At 52.9% G+C, this 15,618-nt stretch carries 15 protein-coding genes; 1 reads left to right on the top strand and 14 read right to left on the bottom strand.

Features of this window, described 5'->3' with window-relative positions; all coding sequences use genetic code 11:
- The first annotated feature begins 40 nt into the window (after positions 1-40).
- Positions 41-820 (top strand): GNAT family N-acetyltransferase, encoded by a 780-nt coding sequence (locus tag ACM6JA_RS17730; protein ID WP_414853383.1) that lies wholly within the window; start codon positions 41-43, stop codon positions 818-820.
- A 54-nt stretch (positions 821-874) separates the two neighbouring features.
- Here ACM6JA_RS17730 and ACM6JA_RS17725 read toward each other — a convergent pair whose 3' ends face one another.
- The 14 genes from ACM6JA_RS17725 to cobJ form a co-directional block, all read right to left on the bottom strand.
- The gene (locus tag ACM6JA_RS17725; RefSeq protein WP_414853382.1) at positions 875-1,513 is read right to left on the bottom strand and encodes a precorrin-2 dehydrogenase/sirohydrochlorin ferrochelatase family protein; all 639 of its coding nucleotides are present in this window, start codon (positions 1,511-1,513) and stop codon (positions 875-877) included.
- Positions 1,514-1,542: 29 nt separating this feature from the next.
- Positions 1,543-2,322 carry a uroporphyrinogen-III C-methyltransferase gene (cobA, locus tag ACM6JA_RS17720; RefSeq protein WP_414853381.1) on the bottom strand — a complete coding sequence of 260 codons (780 nt, stop codon included), beginning with the start codon at positions 2,320-2,322 and terminating at the stop codon, positions 1,543-1,545.
- On the bottom strand, positions 2,319-3,359 hold the full coding sequence (gene cobT, locus ACM6JA_RS17715; protein WP_414853380.1) for a nicotinate-nucleotide--dimethylbenzimidazole phosphoribosyltransferase: 1,041 nt from the start codon (positions 3,357-3,359) through the stop codon (positions 2,319-2,321). Before cobT ends, cobA begins: the two co-directional genes overlap by 4 nt.
- Positions 3,359-4,876 (bottom strand): cobyric acid synthase, encoded by a 1,518-nt coding sequence (locus ACM6JA_RS17710; RefSeq protein WP_414853379.1) that lies wholly within the window; start codon positions 4,874-4,876, stop codon positions 3,359-3,361. The genes cobT and ACM6JA_RS17710 overlap by 1 nt, the downstream gene beginning before the upstream one ends.
- Positions 4,869-6,245, bottom strand: coding sequence for a cobyrinate a,c-diamide synthase (locus tag ACM6JA_RS17705; RefSeq protein WP_414853378.1), 1,377 nt, complete (start codon positions 6,243-6,245; stop codon positions 4,869-4,871). Before ACM6JA_RS17705 ends, ACM6JA_RS17710 begins: the two co-directional genes overlap by 8 nt.
- Complete coding sequence (locus ACM6JA_RS17700; protein WP_414853377.1) at positions 6,242-7,387, bottom strand: cobalt-precorrin 5A hydrolase; 1,146 nt, start codon at positions 7,385-7,387, stop codon at positions 6,242-6,244. The genes ACM6JA_RS17705 and ACM6JA_RS17700 overlap by 4 nt, the downstream gene beginning before the upstream one ends.
- Positions 7,387-8,166: a precorrin-4 C(11)-methyltransferase gene (cobM, locus tag ACM6JA_RS17695; protein ID WP_414853376.1), complete on the bottom strand. Its 780-nt coding sequence runs from the start codon at positions 8,164-8,166 to the stop codon at positions 7,387-7,389. The genes ACM6JA_RS17700 and cobM overlap by 1 nt, the downstream gene beginning before the upstream one ends.
- On the bottom strand, positions 8,166-8,876 hold the full coding sequence (gene cobI, locus ACM6JA_RS17690; RefSeq protein ID WP_414853375.1) for a precorrin-2 C(20)-methyltransferase: 711 nt from the start codon (positions 8,874-8,876) through the stop codon (positions 8,166-8,168). Before cobI ends, cobM begins: the two co-directional genes overlap by 1 nt.
- Positions 8,873-10,102: a precorrin-6y C5,15-methyltransferase (decarboxylating) subunit CbiE gene (gene cbiE, locus ACM6JA_RS17685; protein WP_414853374.1), complete on the bottom strand. Its 1,230-nt coding sequence runs from the start codon at positions 10,100-10,102 to the stop codon at positions 8,873-8,875. The genes cobI and cbiE overlap by 4 nt, the downstream gene beginning before the upstream one ends.
- Positions 10,065-11,201, bottom strand: a complete 1,137-nt coding sequence (locus tag ACM6JA_RS17680; RefSeq protein ID WP_414853373.1) for a cobalt-precorrin-5B (C(1))-methyltransferase — start codon at positions 11,199-11,201, stop codon at positions 10,065-10,067. Before ACM6JA_RS17680 ends, cbiE begins: the two co-directional genes overlap by 38 nt.
- Positions 11,202-11,205: 4 nt before the next feature.
- Positions 11,206-11,856, bottom strand: a complete 651-nt coding sequence (locus ACM6JA_RS17675; RefSeq protein ID WP_007715906.1) for a precorrin-8X methylmutase — start codon at positions 11,854-11,856, stop codon at positions 11,206-11,208.
- Between the two features lie 130 nt (positions 11,857-11,986).
- Positions 11,987-12,754, bottom strand: a complete 768-nt coding sequence (gene cobK / locus ACM6JA_RS17670) for a precorrin-6A reductase (RefSeq protein WP_414853372.1) — start codon at positions 12,752-12,754, stop codon at positions 11,987-11,989.
- A 12-nt stretch (positions 12,755-12,766) separates the two neighbouring features.
- Positions 12,767-13,807, bottom strand: coding sequence for a sirohydrochlorin chelatase (locus ACM6JA_RS17665; RefSeq protein WP_414853371.1), 1,041 nt, complete (start codon positions 13,805-13,807; stop codon positions 12,767-12,769).
- A 36-nt stretch (positions 13,808-13,843) separates the two neighbouring features.
- Positions 13,844-15,604, bottom strand: a complete 1,761-nt coding sequence (gene cobJ / locus ACM6JA_RS17660) for a precorrin-3B C(17)-methyltransferase (RefSeq protein WP_414853370.1) — start codon at positions 15,602-15,604, stop codon at positions 13,844-13,846.
- Positions 15,605-15,618: the final 14 nt, after the last annotated feature.

Below are 15,618 nucleotides of genomic sequence, written 5' to 3'. Positions count from 1 at the left end.
CAAACAACTATCACCATATCAGGAAATGGGGAATAAAGGAATGCTCACGAATATTTTTACTTTGCAGGAGCGCTATGCCCTTGCTTTTTCTACGCGAACGGAGCATCCACAAGTGCGCGTATATCGCGATGAATCGGTCCCGGACATGTATAGCCATAATTATACAGAGATTATGTCGGTTCCCACTCAAGACTGGGTGCAAGCGTACATCGAGCAAGAGCTTCGACATGCCAAAGAGCAACAGCTTGGCCACTTGAAGCTGGAGCTGCACCCGTCGCTACCTTTTTCAGAAGAGTTAGTGTCTTTTGCGACCCAGCTTGGGTTTGAAGTAAATACGATGCTGTACATGCTTGCTCCGCTGGATGTTGCCGATAAACTGGCGCCGAATCCACACTGCTCCGTTTTACGAGGACATTCAACTGACGTCATGGAAGCAGGCATACGCTGCCTTACCGCTAGTGATTCCGTCATGATCAATCCTGATTTTGCTGTCCGTAAAGCGAACCGGAAAAGAGAGATTTATGAAAGAGGTGAGATCATTCCGTATGTGTGCTTTGTCGATCAGGAGCCAGTCGGTGCATGTGAATGGCATCTTTACAAGGAGCTCGTTCGTATGGAGGAATTTTTTATACTGGATGCCTGGCAGCGTAGAGGATTCGGCACGGAAATCATTCGGGTCATGATGGAGGACGCCAAAAAACTCGGCGCCACCCATATGTATTTAACGACCTATGCGGATGATACGCCACAGAAAATGTACAGCAAGCTCGGCTTTCAAGAGGTCGGCAGGCATTTCGAAATGCTCTGGCTAAAGAGATAGAAAAAAGCTCCCACCAAGTAGCTAAGTGAGAGCCATCCTATTTTCAGTGTTGATCTACTCTTTTGTGATGTTAAGCAGCGCTTCTGCCTCCCGATCCCTTCGGTCGGTTTCGCCACTTTTGGTCCACTGTAAAAATCGGTCGTCCAAAAGCTCTGCCAAGATTGCCCGTTTATCCGCTTCGCTCACCGCCAGCGAGAGTACTTGTCTTCTCATGCTGCCGAGAAAAAGCGTGTAGTCCTCGTATTCGGGTCCCACCCATTCTTCGAGCTGGCGGCGCATTTTCTTCGCCAGACCCGGGTTGTTCCCACCCGTAGAGATAGCAATCTGCAAGTCTCCACGTGCAACGACGGATGGAACGGTAAAAGAACAGAGGTCGGGGCGATCAACGATATTGATCCACTGATGCGGACGGCACGCTTCGTATACAGCCAGATTGACGGCGGGATCACTCGTCGCCGCGATAATGAGCACTGCCTCTTCTACATCCTGTGAGATAAAGGGGCGCAGTGCTACCATCAGCTTCTTAGCGTGTGCCCATTCAAGGATGGTTGCCGTACAAGAGGGACTCACAACGGTGACATCATCCGCACCAGCAGCAAGCAGACTGCCGATTTTCCGCTCGGCTACCTGCCCGCCACCGACCACCAAGCAACGCTTGTTTTGTAGATGAACCATCATGGCATAGTGCGTCACCAGCGTTCCCTCCCCCAGGCTTCCTATTATTACACTTGCTCCATTCCAATCGTAGCTTCAAACCAGTTGATTTTCTCACGCATTTTCACAACTTCACCGACCAGAATGATAGCTGGATTCGTGATGTGACTGTTTTGGGCCAAACGTTCCTCAATATCAGCCAGTGTACCCGTTACCACCGCTTGCTGCGGGAGTGTTCCCCAAGAGATGACGGCTACTGGCGTATGCGGTTCGCGTCCGTGCTTGATTAATTGGGTGCGGATTAACGGCAGATTGGCTACTCCCATGTAAAAGGCAACGGTGTCGATGCCATTTGCGAGAGCACGCCATTTTTCTACAGCTAACTCCGGCTTGTCTTCGCGCAAATGTCCCGTCACAACAGCAAATGACGAGCCGTGATCGCGGTGTGTCACCGGAATACCTGCGTACGCCGAGGCCGCAATCCCAGCTGTTACTCCTGGGACAATTTCGAAGGCAATTCCTCGCTCAGCTAAATGCTGCGCTTCTTCTCCCGCACGGCCAAATACACAAGGATCGCCACCTTTTAGCCGAACGACGACTTTTCCTTCCAGCGCTTTTTCCGCTAACAGCTCGTTAATTGATTCCTGTCTCATCGTGTGATGATCTGGCAGCTTGCCGCAGTAGATGCGTTCCGCCGTCTGTGGCGCGTACTCCAGCAGAGCTGGATTTGCCAGACGATCATACACAATCACCTCTGCCTTTTGCAGGCATTCCATTCCTTTTACGGTAATCAGCTTTGGATCGCCAGGGCCAGCTCCTACGAGATAGACTTTACCCGCGCCGCTCATCGGTCACTTACTCCTGCTGATGCAAATGTCGCCATCTCACGAACCATCCGTGTCGCTGCTTCCACGATTGGAAATGCCAATGTCGCTCCGCTTCCTTCACCCAGTCGCAATTTCAGGCTGAGCAATGGCTCCTTGCCTAATGCTTGCAGGACAAAATCATGCCCCGGCTCTTCAGAACGGTGACCCGCGATCAAATAATCAGCAACGAGTGGCTCCATTCGAACAGCAAGCAAAGCCGCTACCGTAGCGATAAAGCCGTCCAGCAGCACAGGAACGCGGCGAGAAGCTGCTCCCATGATCGCCCCTGCCATTGCTCCAATTTCCAATCCGCCGACTTTTGCCAAAACGTCCAACGGATTGGTTGCATCCGGGCTATGCAGCGCAAGCACGTCACGAACAACTGCCTTTTTGCGCTGCCAGCCTGCGTCATCCAGTCCTGTTCCTCGTCCGACGATTTGCTCAGGATCAGCTCCGGTTAAGGCTGACAGAATCGCACTGCTAGCTGTCGTGTTGCCAATCCCCACTTCACCAACGATCAGGACTTTGGCACCTTCCCCGATAATCGCTTCTGCCATCTCGAGGCCAACAGCAATGGAGCGCTGCGCTTCGTCTGCGGTCATCGCTGCTTCTTTCAGCATGTTGCCCGAGCCTGCTCTAATTCGCTTGTTGTAAACACCCGGCGCTTCGACCTCGACCGCTACACCGACATCTACGATTTTTTGGATGGCTCCGATTTGTCTGGCGAAGACGTTGACTCCCGCTCCGCCATGAACCATATTCAGCACCATTTGCGCTGTCACTTCCTGCGGATAGGCAGAGACACCTTCCCGTGCCACACCGTGATCGGCCGCAAAAACAAGCACGCCCGGCGGTGTCACAACAGGCATCGTCTCACCTGTCATCCCAGCCAGCTCAATAGCCAATTGCTCCAAGCGACCAAGGCTGCCAAGCGGCTTGGTCAACTGATCCACATGCTGTCTCGTTTGCTCACTTGCTTCCTGATTTCGTGGCTCAATCGCCGGATAAATGACTGACATTATACTTGCACCTCTTTTTCTTGAAAAGCCTTCATGTACTCTTCGATCGTATCCAATTTCACATGGCGACGAACGGTATCCGCCAACAGATCGTACCCCTGCTCTCTCAGAGCGACAAAGGATGGGCGATCCGTAATGGGTGTGAGACCTTTTTTCTCACGGATGGTATTTAGCAACAGCGTGCGGAAGTGGTCATTGTGGAACAGGCCATGAAAATACGTGCCGATCAACTGCCGCTCCTCCTGACAATAGCCCTCCGTACGCCCCTCCATCTGGATAAAAGGAAAATCATAGCTCGAATAAGCGGATTGCCCCATGTGAATCTCGTAGCCTTCCACCGTCAGCTTTTCTTTCGCAAATACTGCTTCTCCGCGGGACAAAACTGTCGTTTTCTTCTGCTCCATCGTCGTGATCATCGGGATGAGACCTAGCCCATCAAGCTGCTGCAACGGAGACTCGACCCCAGTTGGATCGTGAATGGATTCTCCCAGCATTTGATAGCCGCCGCACAAGCCGACGATATACGTCTTCCCTTTATGATGAAGGTCTTTTACAGCCGCGGCAAGACCTGTCTCTCGCAGAAATTGCAAATCCTCAAGTGTATTCTTGCTGCCCGGCAAGACAATCAGGTCTGGTTCACCCAGCTCTTCCAAACGTGTCACAAAACGCATCCGGCAATCCGGCTCTACAAAAAACGGGTCCACGTCTGTAAAGTTGGAAATTCGCGGGTAGCGCAAAACCGCAATGTCAATCTCTCGCGGTGTCTCACGCTGACCTTGATAACGGTGCAAAATCAGCGAATCCTCCGCATCGATCCACAAGTCGGGAATAAATGGCACGACACCTAGGACAGGCTTGCCCGTATATTCTTCGAACCAGTCCAGCCCCGGCTGCAAAAGTGTCAAATCACCGCGAAAACGATTGATGATGACACCAATCACGCGGTCCCGATCTTCGGGTTCGAGCAGCTGGAGGGTACCGACCAAGCTGGCAAACACACCCCCGCGCTCGATATCTGCCACCAAAATGACGGGCGCATTCGTGAGACGGGCGACCCGCATATTGACGAGCTCGCGGTCATTCAGATTAACCTCTGCCGGACTGCCAGCCCCTTCGATGACAACCCGCTCATACGTGCTGGCGAGTCGTTGATACGCTTCCTCAATGATCCGCAAGCCCTCGTGGTAAAATTCCGTCCGATAGGCCATGGCTTTCATGTTGCCGTATGGCTCGCCGTTGACAACAATTTGCGATTCAGAATCTCGCGTCGGTTTGATCAAAATGGGGTTCATATCGGTCGTCGCCAGAATTCCTGCTGCTTCCGCCTGAACGCCCTGTGCCCGGCCGATTTCTTTTCCATCCAGCGTCACGTAGGAGTTCAACGCCATATTTTGCGATTTGAACGGAGCTGTCTTGTAGCCATCCTGGGCAAAAATCCGGCACAGCGCTGTAGCAATCGCACTTTTTCCTGCATCCGAGCTGGTACCTTGCACCATCAACGGGAGGGTTTTAGGCACGAGCGGCCACCTCCGCGCATCGGTTCAGCCAACGCTCGACCAGGTCGGGATTGGAGCCGAAATGCAAGTGAGTATAGCCAGCGACCAGATCATCCTGGGCATAGCCCTCCGGTTTCGTACCGCGAAGCCCCTTCGTCTCATATGCTGCTGGCAGCTCTTGATCCGAAGCATACGTAGAATAGTGGAATTCATGCCCTTTTGCCTGTTCTTCGGTGCTGAGCAAGAAATTGCCTTCCTTACCGCGCACTTCCCGATAGCCAAGCGCTGCGAGCTTTTTCTGCATGGTCACCTTGCCTGGGATGAGCCCCACCATCGGATAGCTGTCGCCCTCAGTCGTCACGATTGCCTCTGTCAAAAACATGTAGCCGCCGCACTCGGCCAAGGTAGGCAAGCCTTTTGTGATCGCAGATCGGATCGATTGTTTCACCGCTTCATTTTGCGATAGCTCTGCTGCAAATTCCTCCGGGAAGCCTCCCCCGATGTACAAGCCCTCCGCGTCCTCAGGCACTCCCTCACCGGCCAGCGGAGAAAAGAACGCGAGCTTCGCGCCATATGCTTCGAGCAGCTCCAAATTTTCCGGATAGTAAAAATGAAAAGCAGGGTCCTTCGCTACAGCAATGGTGACATTGGCAGATGCTTTTCGCGGAGCAAACAGCGTAGGTTCCGCTTGCAGCGGCTCTGCCTTTGCCAGCTCCCAGATTTGCTCCAGATCGACTGTCTCCGCAATCATATCAGCCAGCTTTTCAAACAGCGGTGTCAGCTCTCCACGTTCGACAGATGGCACCAATCCGAGATGACGTTCCGGTATTTCCAGCTCGCTCTCCCGTTTCAAGTAGCCCACGACCGGAATCCCGCACTCCTGCTCGATCGCTGCCTTCACGATTTTGTGATGCCCTTCACTGCCGACCTTGTTCGCGATGACACCGACGATTCTCGCCTGTGGATTGAGCAATTGAAAGCCTTTGACAATCGCAGCCGCACTGCGCGCCATGCTCTGACAATTGACCACCAACAGAACCGGAGAGCCAGTCAGGATGCTGATTTCGGCCGTACTGCCTTTATCGCTGGTCGCTTCCTTGCCATCGTACATACCCATGACACCCTCGATAATCGAGATGTCTGCACCCTCGCTGCCGCGGACAAATATCTCCTTCACGATCTCGTGCTCCAGCATAAAGCTGTCCAGATTGCGCGAAGCTCTGCCCGTCACAGCCGTATGATACGTAGGATCGATGTAGTCAGGTCCGCACTTGAAGCCCTGTACGGTATGCCCTTTTCTTTTCAGAGCAGCCATCAGTCCGATGGTAACGGTTGTCTTACCCGCTCCGCTGCCTGTTCCGGCAATCACAATACGGCGGCTGTCCGTCATGCGCGCTCCTCCTCATGATAGGGCATCAATCCGACCGAAATGGTGGTGTTGCCCGACTTCTTCTTGGTCAAAACGAGTTCGCCCACGCCAGCATACAGCTTCGCGGCAGGCTCGCTCACTCCGTACGCTCCAGTGAATTTGAAGACGGTATCAGACGGATCGCTGATTTCTACCTGATTCAACTCTTCAGGCGAATACCAGACGAATGGCCAGCCGTATTTTTCGCAAACGGCGATCAGACCCGCTTCATCCTTTTTCAGCTCGATGGTCGCCAGTGCTTTTACACTTTTGATTGAAAATTGCAGTTCATCCAGCGTTTCCTTGATGACTGCCTCGATCTCCTCTACGGAGGTTCCACGGTTGCAGCCCATCCCGAGCACGATTACCTTCGGACGATAAAGGACGCCGTTGTCCAAAATCGTTTGTTCCTCCGGTGTGAGCAAGCGGTGAGAAACGACTAGAGCAGCTTGCGGCTGATCGGCTTTTGCCTCAGTGATTGTCGCGTATTCCTTGATGGACGGTGGCATCGGCGTGTCATGCATCCACCAGTCACGTTCACCGGATTCATTGATGACGGCTACGCGCTCCTCATTTACGACAGATGCACTGACAGGGGTCAGCTTTTCAGCGGAATCCCACTCCCAGCCAAAACGTCTACCGAATAGATCGACCGGGATCGTCTTTTGTACGTCAGATGCTGTCGTGATAATCGGACGAGCACCCATGACTGCCGCTACCTCGCGAGCCAGCTCATTGGCACCGCCCAAATGGCCGGACAGCACACTGATGACATTCTCCCCACGGTCATCGACCACGACGACACCCGGGTCTTTCTTTTTATCTTCGAGCAAAGGTGCGATCATCCGAATAACCGCACCCAGTGAAATAATGATGATTAAACCTTTATAAGCAGGCCAGAGAGCGGGAAACAGCATCCGTACACTGTTCGAAAACAGCTGGATGCCGCGCGCTTCCTCATCTCCGCGCTCGAACTTGCTCATGTAGTACAGGTCTGTCCCAGGGAATTTCTGTACCAGATCGCGCGCCATCTCTACTCCATGCTTCGTGATGGCGACGATCGCATAGTCTCCGCGCTGCTCGATAACAGGGATTTCTCCCTCGATCAGTTCGATGATCTTCATTATTCCTTCACACCTTTTCTGAACCCGTGTGTAAAGGTTTTATCGTACAGCTTGGAACGGTATTGCTCGCTCTTGTCGTGGATGTTTGGGTCCAATGCCCAGCCAGCCAAAATCATCGCGTGCTTGCGAATGCCGTTTTTGCCCATGTCTTCGTCCAAATTTTTCAGTGTGGTGCGAATGATCAATTGATCCGGCCAGCTTGCACGTTGTACGACTGCGACAGGCGTATCCTCGCTCCAGCCTGCATCGACCAGCTCACGGACTACTTTTTTCGTCAAAGTCGCGCTAAGGTACAGAGCCAACGTGCAATGATGCTCAGCGAGTGCACGCAGCTTTTCTCTTTCAGGCACTGGTGTGCGACCTTCTGCGCGGGTAAGGATGATCGTCTGTGTCAGATCAGGAATCGTCAGCTCGGCTCCTACTGCTGCCGCTGCCGCAAATACGGAGCTCACACCTGGAACGATTTCTACCTCGATGCCCTTTTCCTTCAACAGTGCGATCTGTTCCATGATCGCGCCATAAATGGAGGGATCTCCTGTATGCAGGCGTACGACTGTTTTTCCGCTACGAATCCGGTCTACCAACAGCTCTACCATTTCTTCCAATGCCATACCCGAGCTTTGCAGTACCTCTGCATCGGGATTGCTCATTGCTACCAAATCCTCGTTCACGAGAGAGTCGGTATACATAATGACGTCTGCCTTTTGCAGTAGCTTCAAGCCTTTTACCGTAATCAAATCAGGGTCGCCGGGACCCGCTCCCACTATGTACAGTTTCATTACTTTTTCACCACCATCAGTGTAAGATAGCTAAGCTCTGCCCGCTCTAGTTCACGCATATCGGTCCAAACCATTTCCTCGGAGGAAGTGACCTTTGTCGCTACCGCTGCCTTTTCAGCCAGCCCCATTTCTTTCAGCAAGCCAATGATCATTGGCAGTACTTTTGCTACCTTCAGGAACACGACGGTATCGTGGTTCTCAAGCGCTTTGCGCATGGCTTCCTTGTCTTCTGTTGCCGGGATGATACCGATCTGCTCATCACCATCCGCCAGTGGCATATTGAAGCGGGAAGCTGCTCCCAGAAACGAAGAGACACCTGGTACGGTCACGATTGGCACTTCCGGGTGCTCTTCATGCATGACGCGCATCATGTGGATAAACGTGCTGTAAAACATCGGATCGCCTTCCGTTACAAACGCGACGTCCTTGCCTTCAGACAGACGCTCCCAGACGATCTCCACCGTGTTGTTCCACTCACGCTCCAAAATTTCTTTGTCCCGCGTCATCGGGAATACGAGTCCGAGCATTTCCTTGTCTGGGGACTGCACGTACAGCTCCGCGATTTGATGTGCGTAGCTTTTGCTGCCCATTCGTTTTTTCGGGTACGCAATCACTGGCGATTGCTGCAATAGACGAAATGCCTTAACCGTAATCAATTCAGGGTCGCCGGGACCTACGCCCAGTCCGTACAATGTTCCGATCTTAGTCACTTGCTGTCTCCTCCTTGTTCTTCTGCCTGCTTGGCCCAGGCCGTAATGATGTAGATCGGATTCAATGCTTCAAAGCGCGTCAGGGACAAAATCGGCTTGCTGCGCGATAGCTGCGCCAGTGTCACCGATGTCTCGAATCCTTCCTGCGCGAATGCTTGTGTCGCTTCGTACAATGTCTCAATGGTCGCTGCGTTCACCACAATCCGGCCATTCGGGCGCAGTCGTGTGCAGCAGATGTTCAACAGCTCGCGCAATTCTCCGCCACTGCCGCCGATAAATACGGCATCCGGGTCTGGGAACTCATCCAAGCCATGTGGGGCACGTGCATTGATCACTGTCAAATCCGTGCGAAACTTCGCCATGTTCTGGCGGCAGTTTTCCAGATCGTCCGCGTTCTTCTCTACGCCGTACACTTCACCCTCACGTGCAATTCGTGCCGCTTCGATTGCGACAGAGCCTGTGCAGGTGCCGATGTCCCAGACGATGCTTTTGGCATGCAATTGCAGCTGTGCAATGCTTAAAATGCGCACTTCTTTTTTCGTAATGAGTCCCTTGTCCGGCTTGCGCTGGGAAAACTCCTCGTCTGCGATTCCGAACGGCCATACCGGGCTTGGACGGCGTTTTTTCAAAATCACGACATTCAGATCAGAGAAGATACCATCTGCCATTTCCTCAAGGGAATACCAGCCTGTCCGCTCTTCCGCACTGCCCAGATTCTCCGCCACGAACGCATCGTACTCGGTTATGTGGAACGATAGGAGATAGCGGGCGATCGCTGCTGGCGAGTTTTCCCGATCCGTCAACAGTGCAACCTTTTCTTTCCCGTCGATCCGCTGTGCCAGACCTTTGATACTGCGTCCGTGCACACTCGCCAGTGTCGCATCCTGCCATGCTTCTCCCATTTTGGCAAAAGCGAGCTGGATGGAGCTTAGGTGCGGGTAAATCTCCACGTTCAGTTTTTTTGCAAGCAAGCTGCCGATCCCGTAAAAGAGCGGGTCACCTGACGCCAGAATGACCGTCTTGCGCGTCTCTGTACGCAGCTCCTCCACCATGGCAGTCAGACCGCCCTTCAGTACACGCTTTTCCCCTCTATACTCCGGGAAAAAACTGAGGTGTCGCTCTCCTCCAACCAACAGTTCACTTTCTTCTATCCAAGTCCGATACAACGGCAGTAGACTCTGCTGTCCGTCATCCCCGATTCCAATTACTTTCATCGCCTGTGTCATTGATCGTCACCCTTCCCAACAGGGACCCTTTCATTGTGATGATGATGGTTTCGACCTCGATGCCGCCGCCCACTTCCTTAAGTGCAGCGCGACAACAGTTTTCGCACATGATCTCGAAAAAGGCGGGCGTGTCCACCATCATATCGCCTACCTGCGAAGCGGTGTTGGCGCCCAAAATTTCGTCAATACGCTCCTGCGAAGCTCCCGCATCTGCCGCCATTTGAGCGAGGAAGCCGAAGTCAACCGGTGCGCTTTTGGAGTGAACCATCATGACGCCCTGCGCTACCTTGGAAAACTTGCCCATCATCCCGACCAAGGTCACTTTGCGCATCTTCTTGTTCTTGCACTGCTTGAGGGAAAAGCCGACGAAATCGCCCATTTCCACGAATGCTTCTTCCGACAACTCTGGATAAGTAGCGACCCCGTAGGATTCACTCTTTCCTCCCGTCGACAGCACAATATGATCGCAGCCGGCTTCCTTGGCGACATTGACCGCTTGCGCCACGCTTGCCTTGTAAGCAGAAGTGGAAAACGGCACCACGATTCCACGCGTCCCCAAAATGGAGATGCCGCCGAGTATGCCGAGTCGTCCATTCAATGTTTTTTTGGCGATTTCCTCGCCCGCAGGCACGGAGATGACGATTTTGATCCCGCGTTGTGTCCCGTACTCATCCAGAACGGCCTGCGCGGTTTCCCTGATCATTTTGCGCGGGACGGGATTGATCGCTGCCTCGCCAATCGGAACGGGCAAACCTGGCTTGGTCACCCGTCCCACACCGAGTCCGCCATCCAAAATAATGCCGGGCTCATCCGACCATTCTACGGAAGAGAGGATAAGGGCACCGTGTGTCGCGTCAGGGTCGTCTCCCCCATCCTTGATCGTGCCTACTGTCGCCCTCTCCAATGAAAATTCACAGCTCTCCATCTGAAAGGTGACGTCCTCGCCGATTGGCAGGCGAATCGTCGCTTGGCTTTGCTCTTCCTGAGTAATCAGCGCGATCAAAGCAGCCTTGGTCGTAGCCGTTGCACATGATCCAGTCGTATATCCGTGGCGGAGGGGCTTTGCCTCTTTTTCGTCCGTTGCTGCTTTGGCTGCCATCTGCTTAGCCCAACCGTTCCGCCATGATCGAAATGGCATTCAATGCTGCTACGGTTACTGGGCTTCCGCCTTTACGTCCCATATTCGTTATGAATGGGATATCGAGCTTTGCCAGCTCTTCCTTGGATTCTGCCGCAGATACGAAGCCAACTGGCATCCCGATCACCAGACCTGGCTTTGCTTCACCTTCCTTCACCATACGGATCAGCTCCAGGAGTGCCGTAGGTGCGTTTCCGATGCAAAAGATACCGCCATCCGCTTCCTTGATCGCTTTGCGCATGGAAATGATCGCACGGGTCGTGTTCAGACGCTTCGCCTCTTCCATTACATCGCGGTCGGAGATGTACACCTTCACTTCTCCGCCGAATTTCTCAATGCGGTTTTTGCTGATACCGACTTGCACCATCTGTACATCTGCTACGACGATTTTGCCGCTGCGGATCGCTTCGATGCCTGATTTTACTGCATCCGGGTGGAAAACAAGGCTGCGTCCGAGGTCAAAGTCTGCGGATGCGTGGATGACGCGTTGTACTACCGGATATTGTTCTTCTGTAAAAGAATGCTCGCCCAGCTCATCTGTAATGATTTGAAAGCTCAATTCCTCAATCTCTTGTGGTTGTACAGTCATTGGTTTAAATTCCGTTTTGAAATCCATGATTAGTTTCCTCCAGTCACAATTTAAATGCGCGTTCAAAAAGTCGGATTTTCAGCACCGGACTTTGACGGTGAACGCCATATTCGATGTCGAATATGCTTCACGAACCACTTCGTGATCAAAAGACGACTTATTGAACAACCTCTTTGAGTTGTTCTAAAACACTGTTAAAGTCGGAAAACTTCTTTCCATAATCGATCTTCGGACGACCGATGACGATTGTTTCGATGCCCATTTCCAGTGCCGCTTCCACCTTTTCGTCAAAAGCGCCTACCTTGCCGCTCTCCTTGGTAATCATCAGCGTGACACCATAATGGTCGTAGAGCGCTTTGTTCAGCTCCTTGGAAAAAGGACCTTGCATCGCGACGATGTTTTTTTGCTCGACACCGAGCTCTTCGCATTTCTGCATATTGTCAAGACGCGGCAGCATGCGTGCTACCAGCGTCGTGTCCGGCAGGCCCAACAGCCGATCCGTGAACGTTTTCAGCGTCTTGCTTCCTGTCGTCAGCATGATGACGCCGCGCTTTTCAGCCGCCAGCTCAGCCGCCTGGACGTAGTCTTCTACCACAATCAGCTTCTCGCTGCCCGGTGAGGAGAGGCTTTCCCGCTCGTAGCGAATATAGGGGACTCCCGCGCCCTGTGCTCCTGCTATGGCGTTTTTGGAGGCTTCCTCTGCGAAGGGATGACTCGCGTCGACCACGCATTTCACGGCTCTCTCTTGGATCAGCTGCTGAATATCTTCGGCGGTCAGGCGTCCGACCTGGACAGGCACGCCCGCCTCCTCCATACTTTTCGCAGCATTGTCAGTGACGACCGTCGTCAACAGCTCGTAGCCCTTGTCCTTGATTTGCAAAGCCAACTCGCGCGCGTCGCTCGTTCCAGCCAGTACCAGAATCATGCTGTCTTCCTCCTACTTGGTAACGTGGTCGTGCTTGTGATCATGCTTGTGGTCGTGCTTGTGATCATGCTTGTGGTCGTGCTTGTGATCATGCTTGTGGTCGTGCTTGTGATCATGCTTGTGGTCGTGCTTGTGATCATGCTTGTGGTCGTGGTCATGATCGTGATCATGGTCATGGTCGTGATGATGATGGTGACCATGGTGGTGATGATGTCCATGCTCGTCATCGTGGTGGTGATGGTGATGGTCGATGTGCTCCATAGCTGCCAGCCTGTACTGACAGGTATCACAGTTCAGCTTCACTTCACCGTGCAACGCTTCCTCCACACGATCCTTGAGCACTTCTTTCAACAACGGATGGAAGCCAAAATACTCGGCCATTTCGAACTGGGCTTCTGGATATTGCTCGCGGAACTTCTCCAGCTGGTCGCTCATCCGTTTGATCAACACACCCGTGAACAGGAAGTACGGTAAGAGAACGATGCGCTTCGCACCCAGCTTCAGACAACGCTCAACACCCTCATCGTACAGTGGATACGTCACGCCCATGAAGGCAGTCTCTACCCACTTGGCTTTGTATCGCTCCCAGAACAGTCGGGACATTTTGTAAATATCGCTATTGGCATCTGCATCGCTGCTGCCGCGTCCGATTACGAGTACAGCCAGGTCATCGTGGTCTTCCCCAGGGGCAAAGCCTGCCTCTTCCATACGTGCGGTCAAAATATTGATGACTTCGTCGTGAATGCCGATCGGGCGTCCGTAGATGAACTGAACGTGTGGGTGCAGCTCTTTCGCCTCATCGATGGCAGCTGGAATATGAATTTTTGCATGTCCGGCAGAGAACAGGATGATTGGAATCACCGCTACACGGGTCGCTCCCTTAGCCACGCATGTATTCAATCCTTGCAGCATGTCAGGACGGGCAAACTCCAGAAAACACGTCTCGATAATCGGTACATCCAAGTCCGGTGTAAGCGTCGCTACAAACTGGCGAATCTCTTCATTGCCTTCCGGGTCCTTGCTTCCATGACCTACAAATAATACTGCGTCCATTTTATGTCCCCCTCGTTTTTATTCGGTGTTCTTGCATTAATCTCCGCATGCAGCGTTCTCGATTTCAGCTTTTGCTGGCTCGTACCATGCGTAGCCCTCCAGCTCACCTACACGTTGGAAAAACTTGTGGAACCGCTCGTTCGGAAACGCGTCTTTTTTGAATCGGTTCACGATTCGCTCCACGAGTGGAACAATCTCTTCTTTTTCGATGCCTTCTGCTACCGGAATACCAGAGTGTGCATTGCGTCCCACCGTTTTTGCTCCCAGGAATAAATCGAACTTTCCTTTGCGGAATACGATCCCGATATCCTCTTGAACCGCGCCATAGCACGCCATCCCGCAGCCGTTGAAGCCGATCTTCAGTTCCTTCGGCATTTCTTTTCCACCCAGCTTTTGGTGCAGCTCGTCGGCATAAGGAATGCTGTCTTTTTTCTCGCCGTCGCAGAAATCACACGCTTTTACCTGCAAAACGTCTCCGATCGGGCTGAGAATCAATCCAAGCTCTCGCAAGCGGCTAGTGATGCTCTCAGGGTTGGCAGTCGGTATGCGCAAAATCATTTGGTGGTGTGGGGTGTATTCGATCTCGCCTTTTTCGCCGGCCACTTCGGCAATCGTCATCATTTGCAGCGGCGTGATTTTTTTATTGGCGACCCCCGGACTTACCGCGCATTCGAAAATCATCTCTGGCGTAAAGGAAGATACCGGACGATGGACCTGCCCGGAAGCGGGCTTGGTTTCAATGCCTTTCGCCGCATTGATAGCAGTCAACGCCTCCATGGCCCATGTGAAAGGAGCTTTTGGTGCCTCTGCCTCTGTTACAGGTGGCGCTTCCAGTACTGCCGTGCTCGTTGCTGCACGATTTGCTGGTTCTGTAGCAGTTACTCTGTCCTCGGTAACGGCGATTGGTCTTTCTTCCTTCGGTGTTGCTGGTGCTACCGGAGCTGAAGCTAGGCTGCTCTCCTCGGAGGCCTCGAGCGACCAAGGCTCATTTTCTACACGCAGACGCTGATGTAGCTTCAGTGGCTGCTCATCGGCAGACAGTGTGTATTTGCGCTGGTAGCCGCGCGGCGTAATCATTTTGCCGTCGTATACAAATGTCGATGTATTTCCGATAATCACCGTGGTCAACATACCGATATCATGCTCTAGCATTTGTGCCAGGGTCGTCACGACAACCGTTTCGCGTTCGCGATAAGCACTTTTCACGATACCGACTGGCGTATCTGGTGAGCGGTACTGCAAAAGAATGCGTTGGGCTTCGACAATCTGGCGGGTACGTCGTCCGCTGCGCGGATTGTACAACGCAATAACAAAGTCAGCCATCCCTGCTGCGTCAATCCGTTTGGCAATCAGTTCCCACGGCGTCAAGTGATCGCTCAGACTGATCGTGCATGCGTCGTGCATGATAGGCGCACCGAGGATTGCCCCACAGGAATTGATCGCCGAGATGCCTGGTACAATTTCGATTGGTACGCCAGTTGCTTCTGTCCAGCCTTTTTCCACCAACACCTCGTATACGAGACCTGCCATCCCGTAAACTCCTGAGTCTCCACTGGAAATGACCGCTACCTTTTTGCCTTCCTCTTCCGCCTGACGCACGGCTTCCCGTGCACGCGTCACTTCTTCTGTCATCCCTGTGCTGACGATTTGCTGATTCGTCAAAAGTCCGCGGATTAAATCTACATAGGTGGAATAGCCGATAATGACATCGGACTCCTGCAGAGCTTCCCGCGCCCTCTTGGTGATATGCTCAAAACTTCCTGGACCAAATCCGATCACAAACAACTTGCCGCTCATAAGGCCCCTCCCCT

This window comes from Brevibacillus sp. IT-7CA2 (assembly GCF_949767855.1).
GTDB lineage: Bacteria > Bacillota > Bacilli > Brevibacillales > Brevibacillaceae > Brevibacillus.
The sequence above is the reverse complement of the archived record's forward strand: the minus strand, read 5'-3'. Positions and strand labels throughout refer to the sequence as shown.

Excerpts from the sequence above, each read along its gene's own strand:
- ACM6JA_RS17730 (WP_414853383.1), top strand. The coding sequence starts at position 41 with ATGCTCACGAATATTTTTACTTTGCAGGAGCGCTATGCCCTTGCTTTT.
- cobA (WP_414853381.1), bottom strand. The coding sequence starts at position 2,322 with ATGAGCGGCGCGGGTAAAGTCTATCTCGTAGGAGCTGGCCCTGGCGAT.
- cobT (WP_414853380.1), bottom strand. The coding sequence starts at position 3,359 with ATGTCAGTCATTTATCCGGCGATTGAGCCACGAAATCAGGAAGCAAGT.
- ACM6JA_RS17705 (WP_414853378.1), bottom strand. The coding sequence starts at position 6,245 with ATGACGGACAGCCGCCGTATTGTGATTGCCGGAACAGGCAGCGGAGCG.
- ACM6JA_RS17700 (WP_414853377.1), bottom strand. The coding sequence starts at position 7,387 with ATGAAGATCATCGAACTGATCGAGGGAGAAATCCCTGTTATCGAGCAG.
- cobM (WP_414853376.1), bottom strand. The coding sequence starts at position 8,166 with ATGAAACTGTACATAGTGGGAGCGGGTCCCGGCGACCCTGATTTGATT.
- cbiE (WP_414853374.1), bottom strand. The coding sequence starts at position 10,102 with ATGACACAGGCGATGAAAGTAATTGGAATCGGGGATGACGGACAGCAG.
- ACM6JA_RS17680 (WP_414853373.1), bottom strand. The coding sequence starts at position 11,201 with ATGGCAGCCAAAGCAGCAACGGACGAAAAAGAGGCAAAGCCCCTCCGC.
- ACM6JA_RS17675 (WP_007715906.1), bottom strand. The coding sequence starts at position 11,856 with ATGGATTTCAAAACGGAATTTAAACCAATGACTGTACAACCACAAGAG.
- cobK (WP_414853372.1), bottom strand. The coding sequence starts at position 12,754 with ATGATTCTGGTACTGGCTGGAACGAGCGACGCGCGCGAGTTGGCTTTG.
- ACM6JA_RS17665 (WP_414853371.1), bottom strand. The coding sequence starts at position 13,807 with ATGGACGCAGTATTATTTGTAGGTCATGGAAGCAAGGACCCGGAAGGC.
- cobJ (WP_414853370.1), bottom strand. The coding sequence starts at position 15,604 with ATGAGCGGCAAGTTGTTTGTGATCGGATTTGGTCCAGGAAGTTTTGAG.